This is a genomic window from Corynebacterium belfantii, from assembly GCF_041898185.1.
Taxonomy (GTDB): domain Bacteria; phylum Actinomycetota; class Actinomycetes; order Mycobacteriales; family Mycobacteriaceae; genus Corynebacterium; species Corynebacterium belfantii.
Genome location: NZ_CP157823.1, coordinates 2,657,755 through 2,672,397, shown reverse-complemented (window position 1 = coordinate 2,672,397; position 14,643 = coordinate 2,657,755). Strand labels below are relative to the sequence as shown.

Here is a 14,643-nt window from a genome sequence, read left to right as displayed (position 1 = left end):
CACATGTCCACCTCGTACCGAATACTCCGCCTCATGTCCCGAGCATCAATGCTCAGTTGCAGCATGGTTGTTGTGGTGTGGCTATTCGCCTGGGCAATCGGGATGGTATCCATGGCGTTTCTGGGCGCATTGCTAGGGATCGTCGTGATCTATGCTCTCGACCTCGCCCGATATCAAGCGTTCAACATCCCGACGTCGATATGGCTTCACGACGTTCGCCGCCTCACGGTCGCAGCGTCGACCTTTATGTTCGTCATGGCAGCACTTACCGCCGTGCGCACAAATACGCCATGGCCGCTGCTCACTGTATTCATCATCGTCGGAATTTGCGCCACGGTATACCGAGACTCCTTTCGCATGAAAAACGAAGACCCCGCAGAAACTGTGCTGGCTCAAAGCGGAGATATTTTCCGAAGTCCCCACCTCGACTTCATAATCTTGCCCATGGTCAAGATATGGTTAAAAATCTGGGCGGCTGTGCTCCTTGGTAGCACGATAAGCGTGCTGATCGGGTATTTTTCGCACCCTCGAGAGACGAATTACGGCAGTGGCGTCGGCCTAGTGGTCGTCATAATGGTGATAGCTACGAAAGAGATCTATAAATCCTTAGACAACTGGGTCGCTGCCGGCTATCGGCGAATCAACTGGCTATCCGTCCAAAGCGCTCTCATTATCGCACAAATCCCCGTGGGGCTATGCGCAGGTTTCTACCTCAAACTCATCGGGGCCGCCCCATCACTAGCCTTTCTCGCCCTCGCACCAGCGACGATGAGTTGGATCTTTCTCGCAGCCTCTCTATCTAAGAGGTGGAAACAGTTCTTTAGCATCGTACATCTATTCGGCGTGGCCGCACTATGGGTAGCCCTCTTTGCGGCAGAGCCTTGCCGCCCCTATTTCATTGCAGCCATGGTTGTATCAACCGCCGTTTCGATCTGGGTAGCGTATCGAAATGTGATCAATCGGGAGATTGAAAGTGAAAAATCTGACAATGTGTTGGGAACATCTACCTAAAAACCTGTTGTGACCTGTGGAGTTGTGTCAACAGGTCGTGGTGTGTACATTTAATCAAGTCGCCGCGACCGACACCGCCCCTTACATGAGTGAGAGTAGGCGGGAGGAAAACAAGCTGGTCGGCAAGAATACAAGTAATTTTCCGCTAGGCATCATTAGTTAATGATGGTGTGTGGTGGTGTGATTGTGTTGTTTGAGAACTCAATAGTGTGCCAATGTACTTTTGGTTCCCATCTTTTTATGGGGTGGGGATCGGATAAGAAAAAGATATATGCAATGATGATGAACGTGATGTTGTCATACGGCCGGCAAGTGTGCCATGGCTTGTAAATAACATGATGGTTATTGTGAATTGTTGTGTTGGTGGTCATGATTATTTTTCCTCGTCAAAGGGATGATGGCCACGTTTTTGATAGAGCAAATCATTATTTTTTATTTTTTTGCCAGTCGCAGGCAATGTTGTGTTGTTTGTGGTGGTTTTTAGCCAGTTGGTTGGGCTTGTTCCAGCTTAAAAGGGTTGGTCTTTTGACTGATTTTTTATGGAGAGTTTGATCCTGGCTCAGGACGAACGCTGGCGGCGTGCTTAACACATGCAAGTCGAACGGAAAGGCCTAGCTTGCTAGGTACTCGAGTGGCGAACGGGTGAGTAACACGTGGGTGATCTGCCTCGTACTTCGGGATAAGCCTGGGAAACTGGGTCTAATACTGGATAGGACCATGCTTTAGTGTGTGTGGTGGAAAGTTTTTTCGGTACGAGATGAGCCCGCGGCCTATCAGCTTGTTGGTGGGGTAATGGCCTACCAAGGCGTCGACGGGTAGCCGGCCTGAGAGGGTGGACGGCCACATTGGGACTGAGATACGGCCCAGACTCCTACGGGAGGCAGCAGTGGGGAATATTGCACAATGGGCGCAAGCCTGATGCAGCGACGCCGCGTGGGGGATGACGGCCTTCGGGTTGTAAACCTCTTTCGCTAGGGACGAAGCTTTTGTGACGGTACCTAGATAAGAAGCACCGGCTAACTACGTGCCAGCAGCCGCGGTAATACGTAGGGTGCGAGCGTTGTCCGGAATTACTGGGCGTAAAGAGCTCGTAGGTGGTTTGTCGCGTCGTCTGTGAAATTCCGGGGCTTAACTCCGGGCGTGCAGGCGATACGGGCATAACTTGAGTGCTGTAGGGGAGACTGGAATTCCTGGTGTAGCGGTGGAATGCGCAGATATCAGGAGGAACACCGATGGCGAAGGCAGGTCTCTGGGCAGTAACTGACGCTGAGGAGCGAAAGCATGGGGAGCGAACAGGATTAGATACCCTGGTAGTCCATGCCGTAAACGGTGGGCGCTAGGTGTGAGGGTCTTCCACGACTTTCGTGCCGTAGCTAACGCATTAAGCGCCCCGCCTGGGGAGTACGGCCGCAAGGCTAAAACTCAAAGGAATTGACGGGGGCCCGCACAAGCGGCGGAGCATGTGGATTAATTCGATGCAACGCGAAGAACCTTACCTGGGCTTGACATATGCAGGATCGGCGTAGAGATACGTTTTCCCTTGTGGTCTGTATACAGGTGGTGCATGGTTGTCGTCAGCTCGTGTCGTGAGATGTTGGGTTAAGTCCCGCAACGAGCGCAACCCTTGTCTTATGTTGCCAGCATGTTATGGTGGGGACTCATGAGAGACTGCCGGGGTTAACTCGGAGGAAGGTGGGGATGACGTCAAATCATCATGCCCCTTATGTCCAGGGCTTCACACATGCTACAATGGTCGGTACAACGCGCTGCGAGCCTGTGAGGGTGAGCGAATCGCTGAAAGCCGGCCTCAGTTCGGATTGGGGTCTGCAACTCGACCCCATGAAGTCGGAGTCGCTAGTAATCGCAGATCAGCAACGCTGCGGTGAATACGTTCCCGGGCCTTGTACACACCGCCCGTCACGTCATGAAAGTTGGTAACACCCGAAGCCAGTGGCCTAACCTTTGTGGGAGGAGCTGTCGAAGGTGGGATCGGCGATTGGGACGAAGTCGTAACAAGGTAGCCGTACCGGAAGGTGCGGCTGGATCACCTCCTTTCTAAGGAGTTTTTATTGTTGGGTGACAGTTGTTGCCTGTTGTTTTTTGTATCCGGGTGGATGCGTGTGACCCATGATGGTTTTTTCTCGCGCTGTGTGGTGTGAGGGTGTTGTGGTTGTTGTGTTTGTGGTTGTTGTGTGTTTTTTCTTGTTTGTGTGTGTTGGTGCGCTGTTGGGTGTCTGGGGCAACGTGGTTGTTCTGGTTGATCACTCACGTGGTTTTGTGTGGTGTGGCTGGTTGTGTGCTGGTTGTGCTGTCATGGGACCTTGTGGTTGGTGTGTTGTGTGAGAACTGTATAGTGGACGCGAGTAATCTTTATTCTTTAATTGTTCTTGGTGTTTTTGTTTGTTACATGTGTGTTGTTTGTGAAGGGCACACGGTGGATGCCTGGGCATTATGAGCCGATGAAGGACGTGTAAGGCCGCGATAGGCCTCGGGGAGTTGCCAATAGAGCGTTGATCCGAGGGTGTCCGAATGGGGAAACCTGGCCATGGTTATGTGTGGTTACCCATCAGTGAATGTATAGCTGGTGTGGGGGTGACGCGGGGAAGTGAAACATCTTAGTACCCGTAGGAGAAGAAAATAATTAATGATTCTGCTAGTAGTGGCGAACGAACGTGGATGAGGCTAAACCGTATGCGTGTGATACCTGGCAGGGGTTGCGTGTGTGGTGTTGTGGGGCGTTGTTGGAGGAGGCTGCCGGCTCCTCGCTTGTGTATGTGTGTGTTAGCGGAAGTGGTTTGGAATGGCCTGCCGTAGTGGGTGAGAGTCCCGTACGTGAAAGTGCATGCATGTGAGTGGATGATGTTCCCGAGTAGCAGCGGGCTCGTGGAATCTGCTGTGAATCTGCCGGGACCACCCGGTAAGCCTAAATACTTATGATGACCGATAGCGGATTAGTACCGTGAGGGAATGGTGAAAAGTACCCCGGGAGGGGAGTGAAATAGTACCTGAAACCGTGTGCTTACAATCCGTCAGAGCCTTTTTTGTGGGGTGATGGCGTGCCTTTTGAAGAATGAGCCTGCGAGTCAGCGGCATGTCGCGAGGTTAACCCGTGTGGGGTAGTCGTAGCGAAAGCGAATCCTAATGAGGGTGTTTGTTAGTGGCATGTTCTGGACCCGAAGCGGGGTGATCTACCCATGGCCAGTGTGAAGCAGCTGTAAGAGGTTGTGGAGGCGCGAACCCACTTAGGTTGAAAACTGAGGGGATGAGCTGTGGGTAGGGGTGAAAGGCCAATCAAACTCCGTGATAGCTGGTTCTCCCCGAAATGCATTTAGGTGCAGCGTTGTGTGTTTCTTGCTGGAGGTAGAGCTACTGGTTGGTTGAGCGGGACTACAATCTTAGCAATGTCAGCCAAACTCCGAATGCCGGTAATGTTAAGCATGGCAGTGAGACTGCGGGGGATAAGCTCCGTTGGTCGAGAGGGAAACAGCCCAGATCGCCGGTTAAGGCCCCTAAGGGTGTACTAAGTGGAAAAGGATGTGGGATCGCGAAGACAGCCAGGAGGTTGGCTTAGAAGCAGCCATCCTTGAAAGAGTGCGTAATAGCTCACTGGTCGAGTGGTTCTGCGCCGACAATGTAGTGGGGCTCAAGTACACCGCCGAAGCCGCGGCAGTCAGCATTTTTTGTTGGTTGGGTAGGGGAGCGTCGTGCACTGCTGTGAAGCACCTGGGTGACTTGATGGTGTGGAGTGTGTGCGAGTGAGAATGCAGGCATGAGTAACGAATGAAAAGTGGAAAACTTTTCCGCCGGATGACTAAGGGTTCCTGGGTTAAGCTAATCTTCCCAGGGTGAGTCGGGACCTAAGGCGAGGCCGACAGGCGTAGTCGATGGATAACCAGTTGATATTCTGGTACCCGTGTATGTGCGCCCAGTGGTGAATCAGTGGTACTAACCATCCATGGATCTTCTGGTCATGCTTTTTGTGTGGTTGGTGGTGATGTGCGTGGGATCTTCGTTGGTAGTAGCCAAGTGATGGGGTGACGCAGTGAGGTAGCTGAGCCATGTAGTGGATTGTGGTGTAAGCGTGTGGCCCGTGGCATAGGTAAATCCGTGTCGCATAGTGGGTGAGGCGTGATGCGTAGACCTTTGTGGTTGATGTTGGTGATCCTGTACTGTCGAGAAAAGCCTCTAGCGAGTGCATATATGGCCCGTACCCATAACCGACACAGGTGGTCAGGTAGAGAATACTAAGGCGATCGGGTGAACTGTGGTTAAGGAACTCGGCAAATTGCCCCCGTAACTTCGGGAGAAGGGGGACCATTGCTGGTGACCGACGTGGTTGAGCTGGTGGTGGTCGCAGAGAATAGAGGGAAGCGACTGTTTATTAAAAACACAGGTCCGTGCGAAAACGTGGAAGTTGATGTATACGGACTGACGCCTGCCCGGTGCTGGAAGGTTAAGAGGACCTGTTAGGGCATTGTTGTCCGAAGCGGAGAATTTAAGCCCCAGTAAACGGCGGTGGTAACTATAACCATCCTAAGGTAGCGAAATTCCTTGTCGGGTAAGTTCCGACCTGCACGAATGGCGTAACGACTTCCCTGCTGTCTCAACCACAGGCCCGGTGAAATTGCAGTACGAGTAAAGATGCTCGTTACGCGCGGCAGGACGAAAAGACCCCGGGACCTTCACTATAGCTTGGTATTGGTGTTTGGTTCGGTTTGTGTAGGATAGGTGGGAGACTGTGAAGTGGTCACGCTAGTGGTTGTGGAGTCGAAAGTTGAAATACCACTCTGATCGGATTGAGCACCTTAACCTTGGCCCATGATCTGGGTTGGGGACAGTGCCTGGTGGGTAGTTTAACTGGGGCGGTTGCCTCCTAAAATGTAACGGAGGCGCCCAAAGGTTCCCTCAGCCTGGTTGGCAATCAGGTGGTGAGTGTAAGTGCACAAGGGAGCTTGACTGTGAGACTGACAGGTCGAGCAGGGACGAAAGTCGGGACTAGTGATCCGGCATCTACTTGTGGAAGTGGTGTCGCTCAACGGATAAAAGGTACCCCGGGGATAACAGGCTGATCTTCCCCAAGAGTCCATATCGACGGGATGGTTTGGCACCTCGATGTCGGCTCGTCGCATCCTGGGGCTGGAGTAGGTCCCAAGGGTTGGGCTGTTCGCCCATTAAAGCGGCACGCGAGCTGGGTTTAGAACGTCGTGAGACAGTTCGGTCTCTATCCGCCGCGCGCGTTGAAACTTGAAGAAGGCTGTCCCTAGTACGAGAGGACCGGGACGGACGTACCTCTAGTGTGCCAGTTGTCACGCCAGTGGCAGGGCTGGTTGGCTACGTACGGGAGGGATAACCGCTGAAAGCATCTAAGCGGGAAGCCTGTTTTGAGATGAGGTTTCTTTTGAGGTTCCCTCTAGACTAGGGGGTTGATAGGCCAGATCTGGAAGCGTAGTAATGCGTTAAGGTGACTGGTACTAATATGACCGAGTAATAACATTGTGTAACGAGCAAAAAGAATAATAAAGCATTATGGACATCTCACCCCTTTTTTTGTGTGGGTGATGGTTTGAATGAATAAAAGTGTTGCTTGCGTCTGCTGTGCAGTGTCTGGCATGGCATGCCTGTCGCCGTGGGTGGTTGGTTGTGTGTGTTGGTGGTTATTGTGTCGGGGGTACGCCCGGTCCCTTTCCGAACCCGGAAGCTAAGCCCGATTGCGCTGATGGTACTGCACCTGGGAGGGTGTGGGAGAGTAGGTCGCTGCCAACCTAAAACTTAAAAAATAATATGGGGTTGTGGTGGCGTGAAACATTATGTGTGTTTCACACCACCACAACCCCCCTTTTTTTGCCCACGCTAAGGGGGGGCGGGTTGGTGTTTGTCGTGTTCTCGTGTTCGTGACTACGTAAATCCATGCTCGGGGGCTTGGGTGTGGGTTTGGGGCTGAGGTGCTGCCACGGCCTGGCAGGGGCACGCTCGATTGTCGACAGAGTGTGCATGGCGTCTGCTTTTCAATGTCTGGCGGGAATTCTTAAAATCGCCGACGGCATCACTCAACTGTGTTATGAATAAGAAATTTTAATTGGCTCAGCTAGGTCCCAGACGACCTGCTGCGGTAGCGCCCATGCGTGGGCTGTGTACATCGAGGCTGGTAGGGTGCGGTAGACGTACCGTGAGCGCCGACGTTGACCGTAGTAGTGGCTGCATCTTTGAGAAGTCTCCACCGACGGCGCATGTGGACCGAGTTAGATCGGGTTGAGGGTGCGGCTGCTTGTACTGCACGGCTCGGCACGGACGACCGTGATCGCCGAGGTCAACGACTCCGGCAGAAAATTCCTCGGGGATCACGGGGAGGCGCTACTAGTCCACCCAGTTTCTCACGATGACAGGTCATGGCGGTTTACCAGGTTCGCGGTTGGCCCGTTTGTGACACCTGGGGACGTGGCGTCACCTACGGAGTCCTTTGGAAGCGACCGCCGTCAGCCGTCGTAGCAGCAGGTTCGTGACCCGAAGAGATCTCACCTGCGGATGAGGTCGCGCGTGGCGCCAATGTGTTGGTGCAGTCGCACTTTCCTATCTGATGCATGGAAGCTCGATTATCAGTACCACTATCCATTTCAGGCCCGATGCAGATCGGAGTTGGGCGCCGACCGGCGAGCCTAGACGAGAGGTAGGGGCGGGCATCGACAACGTCGTTGCGCTTTGACTGTGTGGAGTTTGGTGGATGCTGTTTGTCCTGAGCCCGGATGGAGTCGAACCTCGAAACGGGAGGGGTTAGACCCCTTCGCAGATGTGCGTCATGAGGTTCTCACCACAGCGATCGACGCATGAACGCATGGTTGCAGCCTCGTCTCCGTCAGCTTCCGACTACAGCTCGAGGTATCTGTTCAGAAACGACGTAGACCACGGGATTGACTTCCTCGGACGATTCCCAACTCATTGAACCGTCCTGGGTTTTGTTCCGACCTAGTTTGAGGAAGGATCATCATCCATGGGTAGGAAGTTCCCACAAGATTTCAAGGAGCGCGCCGTCCGCCTAACCGACGAGCACCGCAAGGCCCACGATTGCTCCGCATGGCAGGCCGCCACGGTAGTCGGCGAACGCCTCGGAGTTAGCCCCCACACCATCCGCGGGTGGATGCAAAAGAGCTTGGAAAAGACCCCACCAGGTGACGATTTGCCATTTGAAGTACGCGAAGAAATGCAGCAGCTACGCAGCGAAAACCTCGAGTTACGCAGGGCAAACGAGATCCTCAAGGCCGCATCGGCTTTTTTCGCACGGGAACTCGACCATCCCGGACGCTAATGATCCGCTTCATCGACGAGCACAAGGATCATTACGGGGTCGAGGCCATCTGCCGGGTGCTCCGCGAGGACTTCTGCGAAGATTTCTACACCTCACGCGGCTACCGGGCGTTTAAGTCCCGCCCACCATCGGCCAGGGCGCTTCGCGACGAGGAACTCATTGAAGAGCTCAAGCGCCTACACGCCGACAATTTCGGGGTCTACGGCATCCGTAAGCTGCACCAGGCCATGGTTGACGAAGGTCACGACATCGGCTGCGACCAGGTCGGCAGGCTGATGAAAATCGCAGGCCTCAAGGGTGTGCGTCGTGGCCGCAACCCCGTGACCACCAAGCCTGCCAAGCAGCCCGATTCGCGCCCTGACCTGGTCAAGCGCAACTTCACTGCTGATGCGCCGAGCCGCTTGTGGGTCGCTGATATTACCTACGTCCGTACCCGTAGTGGGTTCGTGTACACGGCATTTGTCACCGATGCGTTTAGTCGCAAGATCGTCGGGTGGTCGACGAAGTCTTCGCTGTCAGCCGTGGCGCTGCCGATGGAAGCGTTGTCGCAGGCCATTCATTCAGCGAAAGGCCAGTTAGATGGGCCTTTGGTGCATCACAGTGACCGTGGGTCGCAGTATGTGTCGGTGGCGTACACCACCCGCCTGGAGCAGGAGGGGATCGACTTGTCGGTGGGCACGGTCGGTGACTCGTATGACAATGCCCTGGCGGAGACGGTCAACGGACTATACAAGACCGAGTTGATCTATCAGCGCAGGTCATGGGACTCGTTGGCGGATGTGGAGCTGGCGACGATGCACTGGGTGTATTGGTGGAATAACAAGCGGTACCACGATGCGTTGGGGCTGAAGACCCCAGCGCAGGTGGAGGCTGCGTATTATGCAAATCGGCCTGAGCTAGTTCAGGTCTAATGCCCGGAACAAAACCCAGGGTGCTTCAGTACGTTGACGTCCCCGAGCTGGTCAAGGTGCTCAAATTCGACGCCCTCGCCGAACCCCGCGTCGCCGCCATTACCACCCCTCCCTGGGCGATGGTGCAGGCGCGGAGAGCGCCGCTGTTGCCGATGCCGCGCCCAACACCGCGACGGTAGTAGAGTACCCGCTGCCGGTGCAGGAGTTTGCGGTGACCCGCTACGATTTGCCCGCCGGCACCACGGTTTCCACGCAGCTTCCCGGACCGGCCATCGCCCTGGCTACTTCTGGTGTGGTCACGGTAAACGACCTGGAGCTAGCCCCGGGCGAGGCCGCCTGGTTGCCGGTAACCGGCGGCGACACTACCCGCCTTAGCGCGGCCGCGGGTAAAGATTCGCAGCTCTTTATCGCGGCGGCGCGCCCTGCGCGGCAAGTAGCGCTACCGCGCCGCTGGGGACGCCGCCGCGCGACAAGTAGCACTGTCGCGCTAACCGGGGCTATTTACGACATGGTGGGGCGGCGGAACGCAGCTGCGGCGGCTAGCAGCACTACGGTGAGTGCTACCATCCAGGCCACGAAAGCCCAGACTGCGGTGCCGGGCTGGCCGGTGGCAAGGATTTCGGCGCTTGGCGTGCCGTCGATGGCGGCGCCGGCGCGGGCGGCGAAGGTAAGCGGATTCCACCGGGCGATGGGTTGAACCACACCAGCGAATTGCTCCACGGGCACGAGGCCGCCGTTAAGTGCCATGGCCGCCATGATGATGGGGGCCGGGCCAATGGCGGCCTCCGGGGTGGCGCACATCGCGCCCACCATGGCCGATAGCGAGGCGGCCACCACCGCGCCGAAGATGATGACTAACAGCACCCAGCCAAACCCGGCCAGCGTGTGAATACGCAGGCCAGAAGCCACGGAAGCCAGCAGCACCGCGCAGCCGGAGATAAGGCTGCGTAAGGAATCGAAACACCAGCGGCCGAAGATCTCCGGGCTGGTGCCGTAGCGCGTGGTCGCGATGCGGGTGGTGATACCGCGTTGGCGTTCCTTAATTATCTGCGCGGCGGCGGAGGTGCCATTCATCAGTTCGCTGGAAAGGATGAGCGCGATGGTAAGCGGTAACGCGTCGAGCGTGGCAGAGCCTTGCGAGGCCGCCATGAGGTCGCCAAACAGCCACCGCATGACCAGGAACATCAAAACGGGACCAGCCACGGTATTGGTAATTACCGCGCTATCGCGGCGGGCGGCGCGCAGGTGCCTTCCAAAATGCGTGGCGACAGTGGACAGCCAGGTGGTGTCGTGCGACACGGTGGCGGTGGTGTGGTTAGTCATGTTTCCTCCCCTGGAAAGCGGTGATAAAGCCCCATACGCCAACGACGGTCATGGCGATGAGCCAGCACAGTGCTTCGACTCCGCGCGCCCCCAGGGCAGCGCCACCTAGTAGGTTGCGGGCGGTGTCCAAGATGGGAGATAGCGGTACGTGCCGGATGATGGGGCCAATGCCGCCGGGCAGCGCATCCGCAGGCACGAATGCGGTGGAGAACATCACCATGACCAGCACGAGGTTTTGGAAGAGCAAGGACGCCGAGGTGGGCTTGGGGGCCAACAGGCAGGAGCCATCGATAAACGCGGAGAGGATGATGGTGAGGGCGGCGAAAAGGGCGATGGTAAGGATAATACGACCCGGTCCGGCAGCGTAGCGGGCACCGAGCAGGATCGTGGTGAGGACGACGATGCTGCACGACCACGCGGCGCGGGTGAGATCTGCCAGCAGCCGGCCGACGACCGTGGCCCAGGCGGGCGTCCCGGTGGCGCGGATGCGGTCGTGGATGCCGTTTTCGGCGTCACGCGTAATCGCCAAGGAGGAGCCCCCGGCGGCGAACACAATCGCCTGAATAACGCCGGCGGGCAGGAGGAAGGCGGCGTAATCGATGCCGAGTTCCGTCGAAGCCTTGGCGAAGGTGGCGTAAAAGATGACCATGAACAGGCTGGGTATTGCCACGGCGGAAACCATTACGGCCTTGTTGCGGACGGTGCGCAGGACATTGCGGTGCCACGAGGCAGCGACTGCTCCGAGCGCGTTCACTGGGAGCCTCCACCGGTGTGGGGAGCCTGCTGCGCGATGTCGCCGGACCCGGCGATAGCGAAGTAGACATCGTCCAAGGAGGGCGGAACCAAGGAGACGTCCGCGACCGAGGTGTCGTCGCCATCCCACAAGGCCAGCGCCCGGACTAGGGTGCGGTGGCCATCGGGGGCATCGACGCGCAATACGGTGTCCTCTTGGCGGCAGTCGATGCGGTGTTCTTGCAAGGTGTGGGTGAGGCGTGCGGCATCGTCCGGGCTAGACATCGTGATGAGGCACACCGTGGTGCCATAGCGGTCCTTGAGCTCGGCGGGGGTGCCTTCGTCGAGCACCTTGCCTCCGGCGAGCACGGCGACGCGGTCTGCGAGCTGGTCAGCTTCTTCCAGGTATTGGGTAGTAAGCAGGATCGAGGTGCCGTCGGCCGCCAGCCCGCGGACGGTATCCCACACGGAGCTGCGCGCGGCGGGGTCGAGGCCCGTGGTCGGCTCGTCGAGGAACAGCAGCGCGGGCGGGACAGTGAGGGAGGCGGCGATATCTAACCGCCGGCGCATGCCGCCCGAGTATGCCGAAACCAGGCGGTCGGCGGCGCCAACCAGATCGAAGCGCTCAAGAAGTTCCGCGGCGCGGGCCTTCGCATCGCTAGCTTTAAGCCCTGCCAGGCGGCCAAAGAAGATGAGGTTTTCCTTGCCGGTAAGCTCCTCATCCACTGCGGCGTATTGCCCGGTCAGCGCGATGGAAGCGCGCACCTTGGAAGGATCCGTGGCTAAGTTGTGGCCATCGATGATGGCGGTTCCGCCCGTGGCGGGCAGCAGCGTGGAAAGGACATTGACCAAGGTTGTCTTGCCGGCACCATTGGCGCCTAGGACGGCGAGGATGCCCCCGCGCGGAATGGCGAGGGTCACACCGCGCAGGATTTCCGTTCGCTTCTTGACTTTTCCCAGGCTACATCGCAGATCTTGGACATCAAGCACCAGGTCGCGGCCTTTTGCGTGGGCGCTGGTTGAGGGGACTGCGGTGGCGCTGGGGTCACCGCTAGCGGTTGCCGTGGTGGGGTTTTCTTTCATGATTCATCCCTGGATATACGTCAACGGTCTATTAGACGGCGCACCGATTAGACGGCGCACCGATTCTCCTACCGCAGAAGGAAAACCGATTATTGCCCGCGAACGATGGATTGTGGTCCACGGAGCAAGCGCCTGGGGTAGTGCCAACTAATCCTTAGAAAAGATGTATGTCTAGCGGCACCGGGTCGTGCACAGCGCCCCGCAGGAGAGGGCTGCACAGGTCGGCTGATCGGCGGCGACGCTGCAGGTTGCTGCAAAGTTGAGCATACCATAATTAGGCATGGCATGCTTGACAATTAAGTCGAAGGCCTGTAAGCTACCAAGTGTGAGCTAAGAATCTGGGTATTCCGACTAGTCAGGGTCAAACCGCGTGGCTGACCGTAATTCGTATTGTGGCTCGCGCCTCTCAAGCGCAAAGGAGTATCCATGGATTCTCGAGAGCAAATCGAAGATAAGATTCTCTGCGGTCAGCCCTTCCGCCCTATTGAGGAACCGGATCTCTATTACGAGATGATGGAGGCGGCGGAGAAGTGTCACGATCTCAACCAGCTTCGTCCACTTCAAACAGCGGAGAAGCAGGCAGTGATGGCAGACCTGCTTGGTGAACTGGGGGAGCGCTTAATGGTTTTCCTGCCATTTCATGTCCAATATGGCTCGAAAATCAAGGTCGGAGATGGCGTGACCTTCAATCGAGGAACGACGGTACTTGATATGGCCCCGGTGACATTTGGCAATGAGGTCATGGTTGGTCCATGGTGTTCCTTCTTTGCTGGCAATCACGCCTTAGACCCCGTAGAGCGGCAATACATGGTGTGTACCGGGGGTGCGATCACCATACAAGACCATGTGTGGCTTGGTGGCAATTGCACGGTAACTGCGGGTGTCACGATTGGGCATGGTGCAGTAATTGGTGCTGGCAGTGTTGTGACAAGAGATATTCCGCCCATGGTACTCGCAGCCGGTAATCCGTGCCGAGTCATTCGTGATATTGGCCCGGAAGATAAGCTCATGGGGGAGTCTTGGGTTCCTGAGTGGCCTAGTTGGATTACGGATTGAGACGGCTGTGAAAGTTCTCGCGGTCGTCCTGGGTTCTGAGGGTGATATGCTGCCATTTGCGCACCTTGGTGTCGCACTTCGAGATCGTGGCCACCAGTTTGTTTTGGCTGGGTTTAGCGAATTCGGCGGGAGTTTTCGTGCAAACGGGGTGGACTACATCGAGTTACCCGGTGATTACCGGGCGTTAATGAAGCGCCTTTTGGGCGATAGTAAAGGCATGATGGACACTGTCTTAGGTATCCGTGAGATGATATCTGACGCCCACGTTTTCGATGTGTTAGAGCATGCCATGGATGGCGTTGACGTGGTCATGTACACCCAATTCAGTGAAGTTGCTCGGTTGTTAGGGGCTGCACGCGGAGTCCCCAGCGTTCGGGTGCAGGTTTTCCCTACCGAACCCTGCCTCCGTTACAGCCTCGTGGATCCGCGAAAACTGGACGGCTCTGTCGGAGCTCTGGTCACCCACTGGATGTCCAATACTCTGATGGCTTGGGCGATGCGCCCAGTGATAGCGGCATGGCGCCGTAGGTTGGGGCTGCGTCAGCGAGCGCTCTCCTCTCCACCAACCACGATCTACCAATTCAGTCCCGCGTTGAGTCCGCCGGCGCCGGAATGGAAAAACCACATTCACGTCACTGGCGAGTGGCTTGACCCGCACCACAGTGAACTCGCCCTAGACCCAGCAGTCGAGGAGTTTGTGGCTGCCGGCTCGGCCCCGGTTCTGGCAAGCTTTGGGAGTATGGTCTCAGATCGCGTTTATGACCTTCAACGATGGACTCGAGACGCGTGCATCGAGCATGGTCTGCGGGCGATAATCGTCGATCCCGATCATGAGCCTGGTGTGAGAGAAGGAATCCTCACCGTCGCCCGGGTCCCGTTCGCGACTGTGCTTCCGTGGTGCCGTGCAGGCATCTGCCACGGCTCACTGGGCACCACCGGGGCGATCCTGCGCGCCGGCAAGCCGTGCCTTGCGGTTGCATTCGGTGGTGACCAACACTTCCATGCCAACGCAGTTTGTCGAAACGGTGCCGGGCCGAACTATATTGACGCCCAGCGAGGCGAACTGAGTGCCCAGTCCCTGGCCGCCGGAATTGCCGATTTGGTAAGTGGAGCATACGACTCCGCAGCCCGCAGGATGCCCGAGTTGCTTGCCACAGACCCGGGTACCGTCGCAGCAGTAGAAATCGTGCTTAATCAGTCCGACCTAGCGAAAGGCGAAAAATGACA

General features: G+C 56.8%; 9 protein-coding genes and 3 rRNA genes. 9 read left to right on the top strand and 3 right to left on the bottom strand.

Annotated features, from left to right (window positions below; genetic code table 11):
* Window positions 1-48: 48 nt before the first annotated feature.
* The 6 genes from ABMV07_RS13180 to ABMV07_RS13155 all read left to right on the top strand — a co-directional run bounded on the left by ABMV07_RS13180 (window position 49) and on the right by ABMV07_RS13155 (window position 9,222).
* Window positions 49-1,011 carry a hypothetical protein gene (locus tag ABMV07_RS13180; RefSeq protein ID WP_088266198.1) on the top strand — a complete coding sequence of 321 codons (963 nt, stop codon included), beginning with the start codon at window positions 49-51 and terminating at the stop codon, window positions 1,009-1,011.
* Between the two features lie 536 nt (window positions 1,012-1,547).
* Window positions 1,548-3,066, top strand: a 16S ribosomal RNA gene (locus ABMV07_RS13175).
* Window positions 3,067-3,422: 356 nt separating this feature from the next.
* Window positions 3,423-6,507: ribosomal RNA gene (locus ABMV07_RS13170) — 23S ribosomal RNA — on the top strand.
* A 150-nt stretch (window positions 6,508-6,657) separates the two neighbouring features.
* Window positions 6,658-6,774, top strand: a 5S ribosomal RNA gene (rrf, locus tag ABMV07_RS13165).
* The 16S, 23S and 5S rRNA genes sit together here, the layout of an rRNA operon.
* Window positions 6,775-7,266: 492 nt before the next feature.
* Entirely contained in the window at window positions 7,267-7,497 is a 231-nt protein-coding gene (locus tag ABMV07_RS13160; protein ID WP_374063859.1) for a hypothetical protein, read from the top strand.
* A gap of 499 nt (window positions 7,498-7,996) precedes the next feature.
* Window positions 7,997-9,222 (top strand): IS3 family transposase gene (locus tag ABMV07_RS13155; RefSeq protein WP_197692156.1). Its coding sequence is split into 2 segments (ribosomal slippage): window positions 7,997-8,273 and window positions 8,273-9,222, totalling 1,227 coding nucleotides; the frame shifts between segments, so codons are not numbered across the junction.
* 501 nt (window positions 9,223-9,723) lie between these two features.
* On the opposite strand, the gene ABMV07_RS13150 is transcribed toward ABMV07_RS13155, so the two are convergent.
* Genes ABMV07_RS13150 through ABMV07_RS13140 form a run of 3 tightly spaced genes read right to left on the bottom strand, consistent with a single transcriptional unit; the run spans window position 9,724 to window position 12,360 of the window.
* Complete coding sequence (locus tag ABMV07_RS13150; RefSeq protein ID WP_014303356.1) at window positions 9,724-10,545, bottom strand: ABC transporter permease; 822 nt, start codon at window positions 10,543-10,545, stop codon at window positions 9,724-9,726.
* Complete coding sequence (locus tag ABMV07_RS13145; RefSeq protein ID WP_014303357.1) at window positions 10,538-11,299, bottom strand: ABC transporter permease; 762 nt, start codon at window positions 11,297-11,299, stop codon at window positions 10,538-10,540. Before ABMV07_RS13145 ends, ABMV07_RS13150 begins: the two co-directional genes overlap by 8 nt.
* Entirely contained in the window at window positions 11,296-12,360 is a 1,065-nt protein-coding gene (locus tag ABMV07_RS13140; protein ID WP_014303358.1) for an ATP-binding cassette domain-containing protein, read from the bottom strand. The genes ABMV07_RS13145 and ABMV07_RS13140 overlap by 4 nt, the downstream gene beginning before the upstream one ends.
* On the opposite strand from ABMV07_RS13140, the gene ABMV07_RS13135 reads away from it, so the two are divergent.
* From ABMV07_RS13135 to ABMV07_RS13125, 3 genes are all read left to right on the top strand, one after another.
* Complete coding sequence (locus ABMV07_RS13135; protein ID WP_197692157.1) at window positions 12,359-12,511, top strand: hypothetical protein; 153 nt, start codon at window positions 12,359-12,361, stop codon at window positions 12,509-12,511. The genes ABMV07_RS13140 and ABMV07_RS13135 overlap by 2 nt on opposite strands.
* A 275-nt stretch (window positions 12,512-12,786) precedes the next feature.
* Window positions 12,787-13,416, top strand: a complete 630-nt coding sequence (locus ABMV07_RS13130) for a sugar O-acetyltransferase (protein ID WP_374064708.1) — start codon at window positions 12,787-12,789, stop codon at window positions 13,414-13,416.
* A 7-nt stretch (window positions 13,417-13,423) separates the two neighbouring features.
* Complete coding sequence (locus ABMV07_RS13125) at window positions 13,424-14,641, top strand: glycosyltransferase (protein ID WP_023018094.1); 1,218 nt, start codon at window positions 13,424-13,426, stop codon at window positions 14,639-14,641.
* Window positions 14,642-14,643 lie beyond the last annotated feature (2 nt).

Excerpts from the sequence above, each read along its gene's own strand:
- ABMV07_RS13150 (WP_014303356.1), bottom strand. The coding sequence starts at position 10,545 with ATGACTAACCACACCACCGCCACCGTGTCGCACGACACCACCTGGCTG.
- ABMV07_RS13180 (WP_088266198.1), top strand. The coding sequence starts at position 49 with ATGCTCAGTTGCAGCATGGTTGTTGTGGTGTGGCTATTCGCCTGGGCA.
- ABMV07_RS13135 (WP_197692157.1), top strand. The coding sequence starts at position 12,359 with ATGATTCATCCCTGGATATACGTCAACGGTCTATTAGACGGCGCACCG.
- ABMV07_RS13140 (WP_014303358.1), bottom strand. The coding sequence starts at position 12,360 with ATGAAAGAAAACCCCACCACGGCAACCGCTAGCGGTGACCCCAGCGCC.
- ABMV07_RS13130 (WP_374064708.1), top strand. The coding sequence starts at position 12,787 with ATGGATTCTCGAGAGCAAATCGAAGATAAGATTCTCTGCGGTCAGCCC.